This window comes from Streptomyces sp. NPDC002156, from assembly GCF_053593675.1.
In genome coordinates this window covers 41,799-59,254 of record NZ_JBSFDA010000031.1, presented here as the reverse complement: position 1 = coordinate 59,254, position 17,456 = coordinate 41,799, and the positions used below count along the sequence as shown (strand labels likewise).

Genomic DNA, 17,456 nt, shown 5'->3' with positions numbered 1-17,456 from the left:
CCCGCTTCTATCGCTTCGAGAGCACGGTCAACTGGCCCTCGTTGATGGTCACTTGGTCACCGCGCAGCAGAACCTCGGCGCCCGCGCCGTTGGCGATGACGACGGCTCCCTGGGTGATGCGGATGTAGGCGCCGCCCTGTGCCTGGAGGAGGATCCCCTGCTCGGTGCCCGGTGTGTCGTTCATGACGAGCTTGTGGGCGAGGGGGGTCTGCACGACGACCGGCTTGTTGGCGGCGTTGGCCTCCAGTTCGCGGCGTGCGTCGGGCGGGAGTTCGTCGGCGGTGCCCCACCAACACCCGGTCCAGATCGGGAAACTGGGGTCTCCCTGCTCGAACTCGACCCACACGCCCGTCCCCGTCGGCGGCACCACGAACTGACCGGACTCGGGTCCCGTGAACGGCAGACAGGGCAGCGCCCACGTCGACGGCTCGTCGCCGAGGACGTCCGGGACCTCGACGGTGAGACGGCCGATGCGCAGCGGGTCGTTGTTGTCGACGACCCGGCCGCGGAACTTGCCGAGGTAACGATTGCTGGGTGCCGCCATGCTGAACTGCTCCTGATGTCTCTTGTCTCTATGGGTTCTTCGGGGTCACGGTCGGACGTAGTCGCTCAGCGCCTCCAGGCCCTCCCTGGAGAGGGTGAAGTTCTGCTGGTAGGAACCCGGGCGCAGGTTGTGGGTGACGGACTTGACGTAGTAGTCGCCGTCGTACGCCCGTCCCGAGCCGCGTACGCCGACGAGTTGGCGGGGCTGGAGGATGTAGCCGTGCCGGTTGACGTCGAGGGAGCCAGAGCCGGAGACGACGTCGGCGGAGACGGCGGCGCGGGCCAGCAACTCGGCCTCGGCCTCCGCCCGTTGCTGCTTGGCGGTGCCGGAGAGGGTGCGGCGCTTGAGGGCCGGGGTGGGGCGTTTGCCGAGGGGTGGGCGCAGGGGGCTGATCGGCGGCTGGGGCAGCAGCGTGGACAGCCGGGTCCCCGGGTCCTGCCAACGGGCCTGCGGTTCTTCCCTGGCCGTCCCGTCGTACGCGAACGTCAGTTGGTCCACGGTGGAGTTGGAGTCCATGTTGACGTTGAGGGCGTGCTGGCGGATGCCGAGGCGTACCTCGGGTCCCCAACGGGCCGAGGACTGGCCGGGGTTGGGGCCGGGTTCGAGGTAGAAGGTGTAGCCGTTGGCGCGGGCGAGTTCGGTGACGTACTGGAGGTCGGTGCTCGCCTGGTAGTGGACGCGGAGGTCCTGGTGCGGGGGCTGGGCGATCTGTTCCGCGTAGACGTCGGGCCGGATGCCGTAGTCGGAGTAGCGGCGCAGGATGGCGAGGACGCGTTCGGAGGGCGGGAGGTTGGGGTAGCGGGCGGTGCGTTCCTCCAGGTCGAGGAGGAGGGTGAGGTCCTCGCCGGTGAGGGTGAGGGTGGAGTGGCCGGGCTGGTTGCTGGCGCCGACCTCGTGGCGGACGATGAGTCCGTCGAAGAGGACGGCGGGTGTGCCTCGCACGCTGACGGTGACGATGAGGCGGGTCTTGGGGTCGAAGAACCCCTCGGGCAGGAGCCGTCTGCTGATGATGCCGTTCTTGGTGAGGTCGAAGGCCAGCTGGAATCCGCTGCGTTCGCCCGCGGTGGCGGTGATCTGGGCGGAGAGCAGGGCCTGGGTGACTTCGGCGGGGACGGGCTGGACGAGCTTGGGGCCCATGAGGAGCGTGATGTGTACGGGGCCCTGCCCCACGGGCAGATCAAACACGCCGGTCTCCTCGCGGCAGCCCGCCGAGGGTGGGTATGCCGATGACGCGGCCGGCCTCGTCGGTCAACTCCCGTGGGTCGATTACGGGGTTGGCGTCCGCGATCTGCCACCACTGGGCGGGGTCGCCGAAGTAGCGCTGGGCGAGGAGGTCGGGACGCTCGCCGGCGCCGACGGTGTGGGGGTGGACCTCCGGGTGAGTTGCCGACCCCTGCTGCTCGTCCAGCGGGGGCAGCAACCGCCGCTTGGCGTACCGGACTTCGGTGCCATCGGCCTGGCGGTGGATCCCGATCTCGGCGTCGTGGTATCGGCTGGTGCGTGGATAGGGGTGGGCGCCCGGTATGGCGTCGAGGGCGTTCTCGTACGGTTCGATGTCGGCCATGGTGTGTCTCTCAGCCCCTTCCGCTTCCGCTTCCGCTGAACGCACCGGCGGTGCCGAACCCGCTGAGCCCGAGCGTCCCGAGGCTGCCGCTGCGGGCGGCGGCCGCGAGCTGTTCCTTCTGAGCGAGGTGCGCCATGTAGAGATCGGCGCCGCGGTGGCCGGCGGGCAGGTCGCTGACGGTGAGGATCTTCATGCCGATGCCGAGGGAGGCCCGGATCGGATTGAGGTTGACGTCGAAGGCGGACTCGTTGACGGAGAGTTCGGTCAGCCGGACGGGCATGACGCGCTTGCTCCCCCAGGTGAACAGGGTCAACGGCATCTCGATCGGGCTGATCTCGATGGTTCCGCTCTGCGCGAGGCGGCTCGCGGCGCGGAGTTGGGCGGTGGTGGGCTGTACGAGCATTTCGAGGGTGGCCAGTTGGGGATGAATGCCGTCGGGGGCGGCGATCTCGAACTGGTCGGTGGCATCGATCTCGGCGGTGAACTTCCAGGTCTCCTCAGCGGGCCCCTTGAGCCGAAGAGCCTCGTTCTTGTCCCCACCACCGGCTCCCCCACCGCCTCCGGCGTCGGCACTGTCACCGGCGGTCTGGGGAGCGACGCTTCGCTCCAGGGTGTCGGGGTTGAACTGGAGGACGATGATGCGCTGGGGGGCGCCGGTGTCGGGGTTGACCACGACTATTCCGGAGCGGATGGGTTTGGGGATGTCGGCGTAGCGGGTCATCGAGTTTCCCCTCGGCTTCGAATCTGGTCGGTAACCATCGACCACCAACTGTCGGGCTGGGAAAACGCAAGCGGATCGATCTCTTTGAGCACCTCAATGAATCCCTGGTCGTACTCCCGCGCCTCCTCCACTGAGACTTGACGCAAATCCTTGTCACGCACCGCGAATCGGCAGAGAAATTCGATGAACTCATCAAGGCCAGAATTCACGATTTCAGCCTGCGGACGATCACCCTGGAAGGAAACAAGAACCACGTATCCCTCGTGAAGGTCAAGGAGGAAGCGCATCCTCTCGTCGCCGGGCGGTCCGCCTAGCGACAGAGCCTCCTTACGGCCGCTCGGAAAGTCGAATTCGGTCACGCTGAAAAGCTCGGACACTCCAGTCGTCTCGGTGGTGAAGAAAACCCCAACCCGCTTGGGCAAACCTACATATGCGAGAATTCCACGATCAACAGGCGGCACACCCAACTCTCCGGCAAGATCATGATCCAGATGGATCACATCCTCCCCGAATGCCTCATTCATTTGCCAGCGTGCAACCACTTGCTTCCTTCTTTCCAGGTAATGGAGTCCGTCGGTTACTCCCAGAAGATTCTCACAGTATAGAGAGTCCCGTACGGCGCCTTCGATTGGTTCAAATGCGGCGAATTCTTCACTTGCTGCCCCATCCTGTTATTCGTCACCGGATCGAGGAGTCGCAGGTTCTTGAAGGTGTCCTTTCCACCGGCCTGCAGGTCGATCACGTGATCCACCTGCATGGAGCCGATCATCTCTTCGATTTCGGCGTCAGTCGTCTTGAACTTCGTGGTCCGCCTGTTTTCCTTGCGCGCCCTGCTGAGCACCGCTTCCTTGAACTTGATCGTTTGATGGGTGACTCGGTCAGCTTCCTCCTCGGTGTACTTCTCACCGTTCGGTTTCTTCGTCCAGGTCGTCTTGTCACTCGGCGTCCGAGCAAGCTGGTCCTTACTTCCGGCCCGCTTGAGTGCCAGCGCTTTCCGGGCGAACTCGACCCGGTCCATGCTCGGGTCCCATTGGAGCGTAATCTGGCGTTGCGGAAGATCGGGATCTTGGGGCCGGGGTTTCTTGTCCTGGATTTCCGATACCCTGCTCACCTCTCTGAGACCCTCAGCCTCCTCCTTGTCCTTCCACTTCTGTTCTTCTCGTTCACCCGGCTTCGCCCGGTCCCCTGACTTCCAAGGGCGAACCCAGTTGGTAAGAGAATTCTGCACATGCGACTCAGCTTTACGGATGATCTGCAGCGTGTCGTTTGCGTTGTTCTTCTCAACTGCCGCGTCCAGATCCCTGAGGAGCTTGTCGAGGGACTTCTTGTCGAGTCCTTCGGCAACGAGCAGCCAGTCGCCCAGTCCCGACACATTCAATGCTTCTTCAAGTCTTTTCCTCCGTTCCGGATCGCTGCCCACGACGTCGAGAACGACCTTCGCCCGGTCCCCTTCATCCACGGTCCCTGACGGGTTGAGGGTTGCCTTGATGGTTACGGGACTGGTGCCGAGCGCATCCAGGCTCGAGAGCCTGTACCACGTACGCATCCCTGAGAGCACGCCCCTGAAGACAGTCGGCCGGACATTCCTGGCGAGCAGGCTGTGGACCCTGGGCCGCAGTCGGGCGATGATCTGGCGCAGGCGGGCTTCCTTGGACTCCTTGGACTTCTCGTCCTTCTTCCGCCGGTCCTGATCCCGCCTCTTCTGTTCCTGCTGGCGCCTCTTGTCGTCGCGCAGCCGGTCCTTCTTCTTCTTGAAGGCGTTCCGGAGTTTCGACGCGGCGTTCTTGAGCGCCTTGCCGACCTTGGTCTTCTTGAGCTTTCTGCCCAGGGTCTTCGCCGCGTTGCCGGCCTTCTTCAGGGCCGACTTGACCGCTCCCTTGGCCTTCGCGAGAGCCTTGCCCGCAGGCGACTTGGGCTTCTTGGGCTTGGCGGGCTTGGGGCCCTCGATCTCTTTCTTCTTCTTGGGCGTGGTCTCCGGGCCCTTGTCCTTGGCGGGAGCCTGGTCCTTCTTCGCCGGGCCCTGATCCCTGTCGGGTGCCCTGTCCTGGGCAGGCCGTTCCGCCACCCCGTCCTTCGGTTTCGCCGCCGCGGGCTCCTGCTTCGCCGGTCCCTTCGGCGTGGCCGTGTCCTTCGGCTTCACCGGGGACTTCGGATCCGGTGAGGCCTCGCCCTTGGGCCTGCGGGGAGTCGCCGGTTCCGCGACCTTCTGCTTCGCGTTGCGCATCGCCCCCCGCGCGCTGTTGACCGCGTTGCCCGCCGCCGACCTCGCGCCCTTCCCCGTCCGCTTCAGACCATCCATGATCTTCTGGGACATCGCCTTGAGCCGTTTGCCCACGCCCTTCGTCGCCGAAGAGAGCCTGATCATCAGGAAGTTGGCGATGAAGTCGAGGAGGGCCACCACGCCCGCCGCGACCGCCTCCGCGAAGAGGCATGCCGCCGGGCCCGCCTTCACCGCCTTCAGGTACGCCCAGAACTTCCCGAAGGCCGCCAGGATCGAGCTGATGGACTGCCAGGCCGCCATCAGGCCCTGGACGATCGTCAGGATCGCGCCGGCCGCCGGGACGATCATCGAGACGACCTTCTCGATGACCAGCGACGCGATCATCATCGGCAGCGACGCGATGATCGCGTCCCACGCCATCCTGCCGATCTGCTTGAGCGAGACGCAGCCCTTCACCAGGACGTTGATCACGGCCTTGCCGAGGCCCAGGATGCCCTCGACCTTGGTGTCGAACCACCGCTTCACGCCCACCTTGATGGCGCCCCACAGGTGGTCGGTGATGCCTGTCTTGGCCGAGCTGCCGGCCTTGCCTATCCAGCCGCCCGGGTCGGGCGCGATGTCGGCGACCAGCGCCGCGAACTTCCCGAGCGCCTCGATCGCCGCCTGCGCGAACTTGATCGCGCCCTCGATGACCGCCTGGTAGACCTTGATGACGCCCTTGATGCCCGCTTCCAGGACGTCGAGGAGCTTGTTCAGGCCCGCGGCGAGCACGTCGAGCAGCGCGTTGACCGCCTTCTTCAGGCCGTCCGCCAGCTCGTTGACCTTGGCGACGGCCGCGTCCCGCAAGCCCTCGATCGCGTTGCGGAACTTGTCCCGCAGTTCCGGGAAGGCGGCCAGGAGGACGTCCCCGATGGCGATCAGGGCATCGGCCAGCGCGTTGATCGCGCTGATCGCCAGATCACGTACGAAGTCGATGGCCTTGTTGGCCCACTCCTTGAACGTGTCGATGATCCCGTTGACCGCCTTGCGGGCGGCGTCGAAGACCGCGGTGACCGCTGCGAGCAGGCCCTCGAAGAAGTCGGCGACCTTGTCGGCGATCCAGCCGAACAGCCCCCCGGAGGGCTTCTCCTCCTCCTTCTTCTTCTCGGCCTCCTTCTCGGCGTTCTCGCGCTCGGTGTCGATCTGCGCGTTGTCCTTGTCCTTGCGCTCGCCGACCTCCTTGTCCTTGTCGTCGCGCGCCTTGACGATCTCCTTGTTCTTGGTGCCGTGCTCCTTCTCGGACTTCGTGTCCGCGTCCTCGACTTTTCTGTCCTGCTCGGCCCGCCACTCCTCGCGCTGCGCCTGCGTCTCGCGGGCGACCCTGCCCCGTTCGGAGGTCTGCTTCTCGGTGTTCTGGGCGACCTCGCGGTCGATCTCGGCCTGTTTCTCCTGCTTGGCCTGCTGCTCGCCCTGCCGGTTCTCCTGCTCCTTGGTGCCGATGTCGCCCTGCGCCTGACCGGCGGCGCCCTGGATCTCGGAGCCCTTCTCCTGCTTCGCGACGGCCCCCACGCCCGCCTTCGGCTTGGACATGGCCCTGATCCGGCCGCCCTTGCCACCCCCGGCACCACCGCCGGAGGCCTTCCCGGAGAGCTGTTCCGCGGGAGCGTCGGGGAAGATCTGGTCCTCGCCCATCGGCTTCGCCGCGTCGGCGCGGCCCGTCGTCTGCAGGTCGGACTGCTTGTCCTTGAGCGCCTTGGCCTGGTCGTCGGTGCGCTTGGGGTCGCTGGCACCTTCGAGCCGGATCTTGGGCGCCGGGCCGACCGTCTTGTTCTGCAGCTCGGGGTCGGTCGTCGGGACGGCGTCCACCGCGGCCTCGACGTTCGCCGCCTCGGCCTCGCTCAGCCCCTTGTCCGGCACGGCGGGCGGAGGCGGCGGCGGAGTGTTGTCCGTGGGCCTCTGCCCCTCGGCCTTCGCACTGCCCTTGGCCTTCTGCTTCTCGCCCTGCTCCTCCGGGCCCAGCTTCTCCACCCTGCCGGAGACCTGGGCCGCGGCGGGGGCCGCCTCGGGCGGCGCCGAACGTGTCTGCGGCGCGCCCGAAGGCCGTTCCCGGGTGGGCGGGTTGGCGTCGAGCCGCTGCTGCTCCTCGCCGATCTTCTTGTCCGCGGCCGCGTCGACTCCGGGCATGGCGGCGGCAGCCTGGTCGGGCGCCAGCTTGCTCACGGTCTGTACAGCGGCCTTGGGATCCTGCCCCGAGACGTCCGGCGGCTCCTGCTCCTTCTCCTCCGGCGCGGCCCCGCCGCCACCCCCGCAACTGCCCGCGCCACCGTCGTCCTTCTCGGCGGCGGGCTCGGGCGGCGCGCAGCCACCACCGTCCTTCTCCAGGGACGCCTCCGGCCTGGGCGTCCCACTCTCGGCGCTCTGCCCCGGTCCGGCGGTCTGTTCCGCGGCCGGGCTCACCGCCGCCTGCGCGGCGGACGGTGCGGCGCCCGGTCCGGCGGCGGTCGTCGGCCCGCTCTTCTCCGCGCCGCCCACCGCTCCACGCGGCGCCGCGCCAGGGCCACTCTCCTTGGGGATCCGGCTCTTGGCCGGGGGCGCCTCACGCTCGGACCTGGGCGGTTCCGCCCCGCGCCGGGCGGCCGGCGAGGGGTCGCGGTCCTCCACGGGCGTACGAGGAGTCTGCGCACCGGCGGGCCGCGACACGGCCGACGCCAACATGCTCGTGGTCGCCGAGGCCGGACCCACCGCGCCCGAAGCCGACCCACGCTCCCTCCCCGTACCCCTGGCCCGCTCCTGTCGTTCGCTCTTCTCGTCCTGCGCGTCCTTGGCGTCGGGCCGCTCGTCGGAACCGTCCGCCCCGGCCTCGCCCGCGTCGTCGGCGTCCTTGGCCTGGTCCTTCTCCTGCGCCTGCTCGGAGTCGGGTTTCTCGGCCTCCGGTTCGGGCCGCTCCTTGTCCTCGGTCGCGGGGTCCGGGCCGACCTCCTGGTCGAGCGGCTTCCCGGTCTCCTGGAGGTCCTTGGTGTTCCGGTCCTGGGCCTGCGCGGCGGGCCCGTTCTCCGGCTGCGGCGCCTCGCCCTCGACGGGCCCCTCGTCCTGACCGGGCGCCTTCGCCTCGGGCCCGGCAGAGTCCTCGTCCTCCTCCTGTTCCCGCTTCTCCCGCTCCTGCTCGATCTTCTCCGCCTTCGTCGGCGGCGGGGTGGGGAAGGTCGGCGGCGACGGTTCGGCGGCGCCCGGCTGGAGCTGGTCCGCGGTCGGTACGGCGGACAGGGCGAGGTCGGCCTCGGGCAGATGGTCCTCGGGCTTGATGGCGGGCTCGCGCTCGGCGTCCGGCGCACGCTCGCCCTCGTCCTCGCCGCCCGCGACCTCCTCGTCGGCGCCCGCTTCGAGGCCGAGCGGCTGCTCTTCCTCACGCGGATCGCCGTCGGCGCCCCCGGCACCCCCGTTTTCGTCCCTCTCGTTCAGCCCGTGCTCGGACAGGGCGGAGTCCGGCTGTTCGGCCCGCTCGTCGACCTTCTCCGGCCGTACGGGTCCGGGCTGACCCTTCTGCTTCGGGTCGAGCTCCTCGCGCCTGGCCCCGGCGGCCGGCTGCGTCTGCTGGTCCTTGCGCCCGCGCTTGTCCGCACCCGGGGCATTGGCCTGCTCGGGGTCGGCCTCCTCGCGTTCGCGCTGTTCCTTGCGCTCCTCCTTGGCCTGTTCGGCGCCCTCCTGCTGCCCCTGGACGCGCTGGTCGGCGGCCTCGTCGGTCCGTTCCCGGTCCGCGCCGGCCTTCTCCTCCTCCTGCTGCTGCTCCTGCGCGGCCTGCTGCCGGGAGGCGTTGCGCTCGTCCTCCTGCTCGGTGCGCCGGGCGGCCTCCTGGTCCTCGGTGGCCGCGTCCGCACGTGCCCGGCTGCGGTCGCTGCCGCTCTTCTCGTCACGGGCCCTGGCGTCCTGCTGCTCCTCACGGGAGTCAGCGGCGCGGCTGTCCTGGGAACCCCGGTCGGACTCCTGCTTCTTCTGCCACTGGGTACGTTCGACACCGAGGGCCTCGAAGAGGTCGATCTCGGGCAGCGGTACGTCGGCGGACTGCAGCTCGACCGGGCCGGGGCCGGCCTGATCCGCGAGGTCCAGGAGGCGTTCGTACTCCGGGGTGAGCAAGCGGGCTTCGAGCCGCTCGATGACGGAGTCCTCCAACTGCTCGGACATCCGGGCCAGTTGGAGACGGACCCGGCCGGAGGCATCGGTGGGGTCACCGCGCAGCGAGCGCAGCACTCCGCCCGCGAGCCGGTCGACGAGGGTCGCGGGGTCGACGGCCTCGGCCCGCATCCGGTCGGCGTCGACGGTCGCGTAGCGCAGCCAGCCCGGGGTGGCCTGCCCCTCCGCCACCTCCGGCGCGGCCTGCTCGTCCCCGCGTACGAGTTCCCGCGCGGCGGACTCCGCCTCCCGCTCGATCGCCTGCTGCGGCACACTCACCGCACCCAGGTCACGCCCGGCCCGCAGTGCGCCAAGACCGTGCGGGTTCTGGACGGTGTGCAGCAACTCGTGGGCGAGCAGGCGCTGTCCGTCCGCCGTACCCGGGCGGAAGGCGCCCTCGCGGAAGAGGATGTCCTGGCCGACGGCCACCGCGTCCGCGCCGAGCAGTTCGGTCAGCTGGGCGGCGTCCCGGCCGGTGTGCAGCCGTACGCGGCTCAGGTCGTGGCCGAGTCGCTCCTCCAACTCCCGTCGTACGCCTGGGTCGAGCGGTTGTCCGGCGCCGCTGACGACGTCCTTCGCGGCCGGGGTACGGGACTTGGCGCCCCGTTCCTTCCGCTTGCGCCGCCGCTGCTCGGCCGCCGACTGTTCCGAACGGGCGTCCTGGGACTGTGCGTTGCCGCTCATCGGGTCACCTCCCCCTGCCCGCTGAGGCCCTGGTGCACGGCGCGCGCCAGTTCCTGGCCGAGGCGGCGCGCGGACAGCCCGGCGGGCAGTGGTGGCAACCCGGTCAGCGCGTCGACGCCCACCGGGCCGTCGGCCGCGAGGGGCACGCCGGATTCCCGTACCAGGCGGGTGAGTTCGTGCTCGAAGGCGGCCGAGACGCGGTCGGGGTCGGCGCGGAAGCCGTCGAGGACGAGTTCCCCGATGTCCACGCGGATCGCCGAAGGCGCGGCCGGACGCCCCCTGTTGACACCGCTCACACCATTCATGCCGTTGACGCCGTTCACACCCATCCGCGGACCTCCGTAGGCGTCAGGGAGCGCTCCAGCTTGAGGTACTCGGTACGGGCAGCGGCGAGCATGTGCCGCATCTGGAGCCGGTCGCCCTCCTCGGCGGCGAGGAACGCGCCGGACAGGGCGATGTTGCGGATCGAGCCGCCCGCGACGGTGAGTTGGGCGAGGAGGGCGGAGTCGATGTCCTTCACGGGGGCCTGCGGGGGCAGTACCCGGCGCCAGATCTCGGCGCGTTCGTGCTCGGCCGGGAAGGGGAAGTCCACGACGAAGCGGATGCGCCGCAGGAAGGCCGTGTCCAGGGCCTTCTTCATGTTGGTGGTGAGGATGGCGAGGCCCCGGTAGGCCTCCATGCGCATCAGCAGATAGCTGACCTCCAGGTTGGCGTACCGGTCGTGGCTGTCCTTGACCTCGCTGCGCTTGCCGAAGAGGGCGTCGGCCTCGTCGAACAGGAGGAGGGCGCCGCCGCGTTCGGCGGCGTCGAAGACCCGGCGCAGGTTCTTCTCGGTCTCGCCGATGTACTTGCTGACGACCTGGGAGAGATCGACGATGAACAGGTCGAGACCCAGCTCGTTCGCCATGACCTCGGCGGCCAGCGTCTTGCCGGTGCCGGACCCACCCGCGAAGAGGGCGGTGACACCGAGCCCGCGTCGCAGGGTGGCGGCAAATCCCCACTCCTGATGGACAGTCGGCCGTTGCCGTACATGCGCGACGATCTCGCGCAGCACGCTCGTCTGCCGCTCGTGCAGCACGAGGTCGTTCCAGCCCGCCTCCGGCTCGATCCGCCGCCCCAGCTCGTCCATGCCGATCCGGGCCTCGTCGAGCCCGGCCCGCCAGGCGAGTTCGGCGGCGTCCAGCTCGTCCTCGCCCGGCAGATCACGCCGTACGACGGCAGCCGCCGAACGCACCACGTGCGGCGGCAGCTGGAACTGGGCGACCAGCGACCGCAGTTCACCTTCATCAAGGTCGGCGACATCCTCGAACGCATCGGCCCAGAGGGCGAGTTGCTCCTCGTCGTCCAGCTTGGGGACGGTCACCCGGGTGCCGTGCGGGCGATCCGTGCGGAGCGGGTCCTCGCTCGACACCACGACGGGTACGGCGGCCCCGGCCAGGAACGCCTCCGTCGCCGCCCGCTGGTCGCGGTCCACCTCGCCCACGTCGACGAGGAGCGCGGCGGGCAGCAGGATCGCCTCGCGCTGCCAGAGCCGGGCGAACCGGTCCCGTTCGGCGGGGTCGCCGGGGATGTCCTCGGCGCTCACCGAGTAGAGCCCGAGCCCGGCGCGGGCCGCGGCGGCGGCGCCGATGTCGGCCCGGCTGCGCAGATCGCCGCCGGTCACCTCGACGAGCAGCGGCGCGTCGGGGCTCGTCCCGGTCGCCCAGCCGGCCGCGACCCGGCTCGCGGCCAGGTCGTACGAGGGCGGGAGCCGGTCCGGCACCGGCGCGCGGCGCAACTGGCCGTGCAGCCGGGCGTCGAGGTAGGGCGAGCCCAGCAGGAAGTGCAGGATGCGTTCGTCGAGGCGGAGCCTGGAGGTCGTCAGCTGTGAGTCGTCGGCCGGCTCGACGATCCGCCAGCGGCGCAGCGGCGCGACCGGGGTGAGCGCGCTCCAGTGCGGCTCGGCGAGCGCGGCCAGGGCGAGCGAGAAGGTCGGGTACGTCCGCTCCGGGTCGCCGCCGGCCGCCGCGCACCGGGCGGCGGTGGTCGGCTCCAACTCCTGGGCGGCGGTGAGGAGTACGAGGTCGCGCTCGAAGGGGGTGAGGCCGAAGCAGGTGACCAGGGCGTCGAGGGGCGCGGTCGCGGGACCGGCGGGCACGGGCATGCCGGCGGACCGGGTGCCCTCGGCGGGCCCGGTCTCCTCGTCGGCGTGCGCCGCGTGGGCGTCGACGCGGGCCAGCACACGCCGGATCTCCGCCGTGAGCGTCGTCGCACCGCCCGTGGCGGGCGTACCCGTCGTGCCCGTCCCCTCGCGCATCCCCATGTGCTAACTGCCCCCGTTCGTCGTGTTCTCGGTGTCGTCGGGCGCGGCGGCGGTGCGCTTGGCCGTTCCGCGCGCGGATTTGCCACCCGCGCCCGGCTCCGTCGCCTTGGCCGGCTGTGCGGCCTTGCGGGAGCGGGCCGGGGTCGCCTTCGCCGGTGCCTTGGCCGCAGCCTTCTTGGCGGGCGCCTTCTCGACGGCCTTGCCTGGCTCGGGCGAGGGCGACGGCACCGCGTCCGCCTGCGAACTCCCGGCCTCCGCACCCTCGTTCACGGGCAGCGCCCGCCCACCAGGCACCGGCGCTCCCGGCGCCCCGAACGGCAGGACGCGCACATCGGAGCGCTGGACCGGCTTCGCCGGGACCGGAGTCTCGCGGCCCTCGATGAGGACGAGGGCGGCCTGGTAGACGACCGACAGCGAGTACGGCGTCTGGTAGAGCATTCCCCAGAGCTTCGACGTCTCGTCGATGTCCATCACCGTCGGCGTGAAGCGGACGCGCTGCGCCGATTCCAGCAGGTCGCTGCCCGCCAAGTACGGTTTCTCACCGGCCTGTTCGATGACGTCCCTGGGCAGGACCGGTATCTCGTGCAGGGTGCGCACGACGGACCCGATCAGCCGCTGCCCGACCAGTTCGTTCTCCTCGCCGTACGCGCTGATCAGGAAGTGCAGGTCCAGTGCGGCGGCGGGCCGCTTGACGAGCGTGCCGTCTCCGGCGCGGGTCGGCAGGTCGTTGTTGCGCTGGGAGGTGTTGGGCGTGACCTGGTACAGGAACACGGAGATGGTCGGTTCGCCGGAGGGTTCCGTCGGAGGTTTGCTGGGCTCGACCTTGACGGCCCGGTCGAACTCCGGGCCCAGGTTGTTCTCGATCAGCAGGGCGAGGGCCTGGGTGACGTGGGCGATGGCAAGTGCGTTGCTCATGACGTCGGTTCCTCGGTCCCTCTCGGCCTGCTGTGTGCTGTGTCGGTCCCGCTGTGCGTGCGGTTCACTCGCGCCCCCGGGCCAGATAGTCCGCGAGGCTCACGGTCGCGCCGGGCCTCTCGGCGGCCGTCGTACGCCGCCGCGCGGCTCCGGCGGGCGCCGCTGCCGTGACTTCGAGCCGCCCGATCCGTACCTCGACCACCTGTTCGGGGGCCCGTCCGGGCCGACGTGCGGCGGCCTGTCGTACGGCCTCGCGGGCCGCCGCCGTGTCCGCGGTGCTGGGGCGCAGGGACGCGGACACGGCGGCGCGGGAAGCGGTGTCCGGGCCCGGGGGGCTGGGCACGGGCACCGCGGTCCGGGTGGAGCCGTCCTCGGGCCGCTGCCCGCCCGCCGTGCGGCGCGCGGGTCCGGCGGCGGGACGCGGGCCGGCCAGCAGGGGCGTGACCGGCCGCAGCCGGGGCCCCTCGGGGTCGGCGGTGCGCGGCGCGGGAGCGGCGGGCCGACCGTCGTACACGCGTTCAATTTCGGGTACGGCGGTCCGCTCGCGTTCCGGGCCCGGGCGCGCCCCGGACACCGCGGGGCGCGGCCGGTCCGGGGTCGATGCGGCGGCCGCCGGTGCGGCGGTGGGCCACAGCGGGGCCTGGGCGTCCGGGTCGGGCGCCGGGGCCCGTACCGCCTCGACACGCTCGAACGGTCCGGGCAGCCGGGGCCGCACCCGGGCCGCGCCCGGGACGGTTCCGGCGGTGTGCCGGGCGATGAGCCGGTCGAAGAAGTCGGGAACCGGCGCCCCGTCAGCGTCAGACATCCGCACACAGCTCCAGGTAGTAGCGGCGCCGCAGCGGGCTGAGCGCCAGGATCTCCGGCTCGCTCCAGCCGTACGCGGTGGCGAGCAGATGGACATCGAGGAGCACGTCCCGTGCCCAGGCGTCCAGTTCGGTCCACAGGTAGGAGGCGATGTCGAGTTCGGCCCGCGTGGCCGCCCCGCACTCCGGGCAGGCCACGTTGAGCGCCAGATCGGCGCCCGGGTCAGCCGCCTCGACGGCATCGGCGATCCGACGCTGCACGGGCCCGGGCAGCTCGTCCGCGGCGACGGCGACCCCGTCATGCACCGCCGACACGAGGCACCGCGCGAGCAGCGCCCCACGCGGGTCGACGGCCCGGGCAGCCGCGGCCAGATCGGCGACCCCGGGCAGCCGGAACTCGACGTCCCAGCCGCCCTGTTGAACCCGAACGACGGAAGCGCCCGACCCGTGCACAACAGCCTGCCCGAGCCCGCCCGACGAACCACCCGGCGCCTCGGCCGAACCGTCAGGCCCGCCCGATCCGTCCGCCGAACCCTCACGCCCACCGTTCAACCCAGCCGCAACAACCCCGCCATGCCCAGCCGCCGAGCCACCCGACCCGCCCGCCGAACCCCCGCGCCCACCAGTCCCGTTCGCTTCGTCCGCCAAGCCCCCGCGCCCGCCCAGCGACCGCGCCAGCTCCCCGGCATCCAACTCGAACTCCATGTCCTCGCCGCACGCCTGGCAGCCGAGCCGTACCTGCATGCGCTCGCCGAACAGGGACCGGCGTAGCGCGAACAGGTCCGACTCCCGTTCGCCGAGTGGGAGTTGGCGCAGGCTCGCGGTGTCGGTGTCCGGGCGGGCCGTGCGGTGCAGCAGCAGTGCGCGGCCGGGCGGCGGCTCCGCGAGGCCCGCCTCCCAGGCGGCCAGCAGTCCGGCCGCCGAGGTGATCGCCATACCGTCCCCCGATTGTTCGCTCAACTACCTTCCGGTTACGCCGGGTTGACGAAGGACGGCTCCTGGGGCTCGGGCACCTCGTAGTCCCGCTCCCAGCCCTCGCACTCCAACTTCAGCGACTGGATGGCCACCGCGTTGGCGTTGGCGTCGAGTTCGCCGAGGACCTGGTACTCGCTCGGCCAGGTCCGGTACAGCTTGTGCGAGACCGCGACCTGGCCGGCCTCGTTGAGGACCTGGATCACGATGTCCTTGCGGAAGTCGGCCAGGGACACTTCGGAGCCGAGGCCCGCGCCCACCTGCCAGACCTTGTTGGCCCAGCGGTCGAACTCGGGGTCGTGGGTGACCCCGCGCTCCAGGGTGATGCCCTCGAACTCGGAGCGTCCCGGCGACTTGCGCGGGGAGGAGGGGTCGCCGCCGTGGCGGTGCTTGACGACCTCCGTGGTCCGCTTGAGCGGACTGATCTTGCTGATGCCGGCGACCGTACGACCGTCCCACAGGACCAGGAACTTGAAGTTCTTGTACGGGTCGAAGCGCTGGGCGTTGACCGTGAACTCAGCCATCGGATTCCTTCAACTCTCCACGATTCTCGGGGTCCTAGAGGGCGGACTGGCCCGACGTCTGCTGGATCCTCACGATCACGAACTCCGCCGGCCGCACCGGCGCGATGCCCACCAGGACGTTCACGACGCCGTTCGCGATGTCCTCGTCGGTCGTGGTCTCGTGGTCGCACTTGACGAAGTAGGCCTCGCGCGGCGTGCTGCCCTTGAACGCGCCCTGGCGGAACAGCGTGTGCAGATACGAGGAGGCGTTCAGCCGGATCTGCTGCCAGAGGCTCTCGTCGTTCGGCTCGAACACGACCCACTGCAGGCCGCGTTGGAGGCTCTCCTCGACATGCAGCGCGAGCCGTCGCACGGGGACGTACTTCCACTCGCTGTCGAGCGCGTCGGAGCCCTCCAGCGTGCGCGCCCCCCACACCAGCGGACCCGTCATCGGGAACGTCCGCAGGCAGTTGACGCCGAGCGGGTTGAGCAGCCCGGTCTCACGGTCGGTCAGGTCGACCGTGAGGGAGTGGACACCGGCCAGGCGCGCCTCTGTGCCCGCCGGTGCCTTCCACACCCCGCGCTCGGAGTCGGTGCGCGCCACCACGCCCGCGACCGCACCCGACGGCGGGAAGGCGCGCAGTCGGCCGGTGAGCGGGTCGGTGAGCTGGAGGTGCGGGAAGTACAGGCCCGCGTGGTTGCCCCGGACCGCGTCGAACGCGGCGAGCCCGGCGCGGGCCGTGTCGACGCTCACCCAGGTGCTGGGCGCGTCGACGAGCAGGAAGATCCGCCGTTCCTCGCACAGCCGCTGGGCCGCCGAGACGACGGTGAGCATGTCCTCGGTCTTCTCGTACGCGGCCAGCTCGGGGAGGGCCAGCAGGTTGACGTCGGCGACGCCGCGCAGGGCCTGGATGCCGGTCTTGGCGGCTTCGGAGCCGATGAGGTCGCGCGGTCCGGGCGCCTCGCCGTCCTCGCCGCCCTCCAGCGGGAAGACGGGCGGGTTGACGGACGCTTCGAGGCCCAGGTCGTTGGCGCACTGGCCGAGGAACCGGACGACGTCCTCAGGGTCTGTCGACCCCGCCACCACCTGCAACCGGCGCCCGAACGCGGTGACTTCGACGCCCGCGAAGGCGTGCTTGCCGGGCGCGTCGGGCAGCGCCCGCAGCTTGCGCTCGAGCAGCAGCGCCAACTCGGCGACGCTGCAAGGGGCTTCGCCGTCGCAGTCGGGGTCGTAGAGGGTGAACTCGCGCTCCACGTCACCGATCTTCACCGTCAGGTCGACGGCCAGATCCGGGAGTTCGGCACCGAAGGGCTTGGACACGGTCCCGGACGGATCCGGCCGCCCCTCGCCGACCGCCTCGACGCGGATGAGGCGCGAGCCGGCGTTGACGACGGTCGGCGCGTACCGCCCGTTGCCCTCGTCCATGGACAGCCCGGTGAAGGACTCGCGGGCGTCGCCCTTCGCGTCGTACACCCGCAGGTTGAAGGTCTCTTCGCAGTTCGGGGTGTCGTAGTCGACGGCGACACGCAGGCCGTTGCCCCACACGCCGGGTTCCTTGGCGTGCACTTCGAGGACACGGGATCCGCTGTGCCCCTCGGTGGACTCCAGGACGACACAGGCGGCCTTGCCGCTGCCCGCCTTCGCGACCCGGACGATCACGGCGACGGAGCCGCCGTTGCCGAAGAACTGGTGCACGGCGTAGGCGACGGCGCTCCGCGAGCCGAGCCCGCCGAACCGCCGCTCGAAGTCGGCGAATCCGGTGACACGCACGGGCTCGTTCAGCGGACCGCGCCGGGTGTGCCCCACGAACGCGGTCACCGACGTGGTCACGGCGGAGATGGTACGAGTGCTGCTGGGAAGTTCTTCGACGTAGACGCCGGGATATGTCGGCCTGGCCGCACCCACTGCTGTCGTCGGCATTCCCCCTCCAATCCCTTCTCGGGCACCGGGTCGGCACCAAGAGGCGGCAGAGGGAGAGACGTTCCGGATCCGGTGCGCACGGAAGTGTCCGGCACGCGAGAAAGCGCGCCGGCCCCGTGACACCGCATCAGATTTCCCCCGTCAGTGCCCCGGACGGACT

The 17,456-nt window shown here is 70.4% G+C and carries 13 protein-coding genes; all 13 read right to left on the bottom strand.

Annotation, left to right across the window (positions count from 1 at the left end; genetic code table 11):
- Positions 1-7 precede the first annotated feature (7 nt).
- Positions 8-544: a phage baseplate assembly protein V gene (locus tag ACWCRB_RS15875; protein WP_369034715.1), complete on the bottom strand. Its 537-nt coding sequence runs from the start codon at positions 542-544 to the stop codon at positions 8-10.
- 45 nt (positions 545-589) lie between these two features.
- Entirely contained in the window at positions 590-1,729 is a 1,140-nt protein-coding gene (locus ACWCRB_RS15870) for a hypothetical protein (protein ID WP_450996605.1), read from the bottom strand.
- Complete coding sequence (locus tag ACWCRB_RS15865; RefSeq protein WP_450996604.1) at positions 1,722-2,108, bottom strand: hypothetical protein; 387 nt, start codon at positions 2,106-2,108, stop codon at positions 1,722-1,724. The genes ACWCRB_RS15870 and ACWCRB_RS15865 overlap by 8 nt, the downstream gene beginning before the upstream one ends.
- A gap of 10 nt (positions 2,109-2,118) precedes the next feature.
- Positions 2,119-2,829: a hypothetical protein gene (locus tag ACWCRB_RS15860; protein ID WP_450996603.1), complete on the bottom strand. Its 711-nt coding sequence runs from the start codon at positions 2,827-2,829 to the stop codon at positions 2,119-2,121.
- Positions 2,826-3,371 (bottom strand): SUKH-4 family immunity protein, encoded by a 546-nt coding sequence (locus tag ACWCRB_RS15855; RefSeq protein ID WP_450996602.1) that lies wholly within the window; start codon positions 3,369-3,371, stop codon positions 2,826-2,828. Before ACWCRB_RS15855 ends, ACWCRB_RS15860 begins: the two co-directional genes overlap by 4 nt.
- Before the next feature lie 35 nt (positions 3,372-3,406).
- Positions 3,407-9,880, bottom strand: a complete 6,474-nt coding sequence (locus ACWCRB_RS15850) for an eCIS core domain-containing protein (RefSeq protein ID WP_450996601.1) — start codon at positions 9,878-9,880, stop codon at positions 3,407-3,409.
- Positions 9,877-10,209, bottom strand: coding sequence for a hypothetical protein (locus ACWCRB_RS15845; RefSeq protein WP_450996600.1), 333 nt, complete (start codon positions 10,207-10,209; stop codon positions 9,877-9,879). Before ACWCRB_RS15845 ends, ACWCRB_RS15850 begins: the two co-directional genes overlap by 4 nt.
- A complete protein-coding gene (locus ACWCRB_RS15840) occupies positions 10,200-12,176 on the bottom strand; it encodes an ATP-binding protein (RefSeq protein ID WP_450996599.1) in 1,977 nt (658 codons plus the stop codon). The genes ACWCRB_RS15845 and ACWCRB_RS15840 overlap by 10 nt, the downstream gene beginning before the upstream one ends.
- Positions 12,177-12,185: 9 nt before the next feature.
- Complete coding sequence (locus ACWCRB_RS15835) at positions 12,186-13,097, bottom strand: DUF4255 domain-containing protein (protein ID WP_450996598.1); 912 nt, start codon at positions 13,095-13,097, stop codon at positions 12,186-12,188.
- 64 nt (positions 13,098-13,161) lie between these two features.
- Positions 13,162-13,902, bottom strand: a complete 741-nt coding sequence (locus ACWCRB_RS15830; protein WP_450996597.1) for a hypothetical protein — start codon at positions 13,900-13,902, stop codon at positions 13,162-13,164.
- A complete protein-coding gene (locus tag ACWCRB_RS15825; protein WP_450996596.1) occupies positions 13,895-14,836 on the bottom strand; it encodes a hypothetical protein in 942 nt (313 codons plus the stop codon). The genes ACWCRB_RS15830 and ACWCRB_RS15825 overlap by 8 nt, the downstream gene beginning before the upstream one ends.
- A gap of 35 nt (positions 14,837-14,871) precedes the next feature.
- Complete coding sequence (locus ACWCRB_RS15820; RefSeq protein ID WP_369034725.1) at positions 14,872-15,396, bottom strand: phage tail protein; 525 nt, start codon at positions 15,394-15,396, stop codon at positions 14,872-14,874.
- A gap of 34 nt (positions 15,397-15,430) precedes the next feature.
- Positions 15,431-17,296, bottom strand: a complete 1,866-nt coding sequence (locus ACWCRB_RS15815; RefSeq protein WP_450996595.1) for a phage tail sheath subtilisin-like domain-containing protein — start codon at positions 17,294-17,296, stop codon at positions 15,431-15,433.
- Between the last annotated feature and the right edge of the window lie 160 nt (positions 17,297-17,456).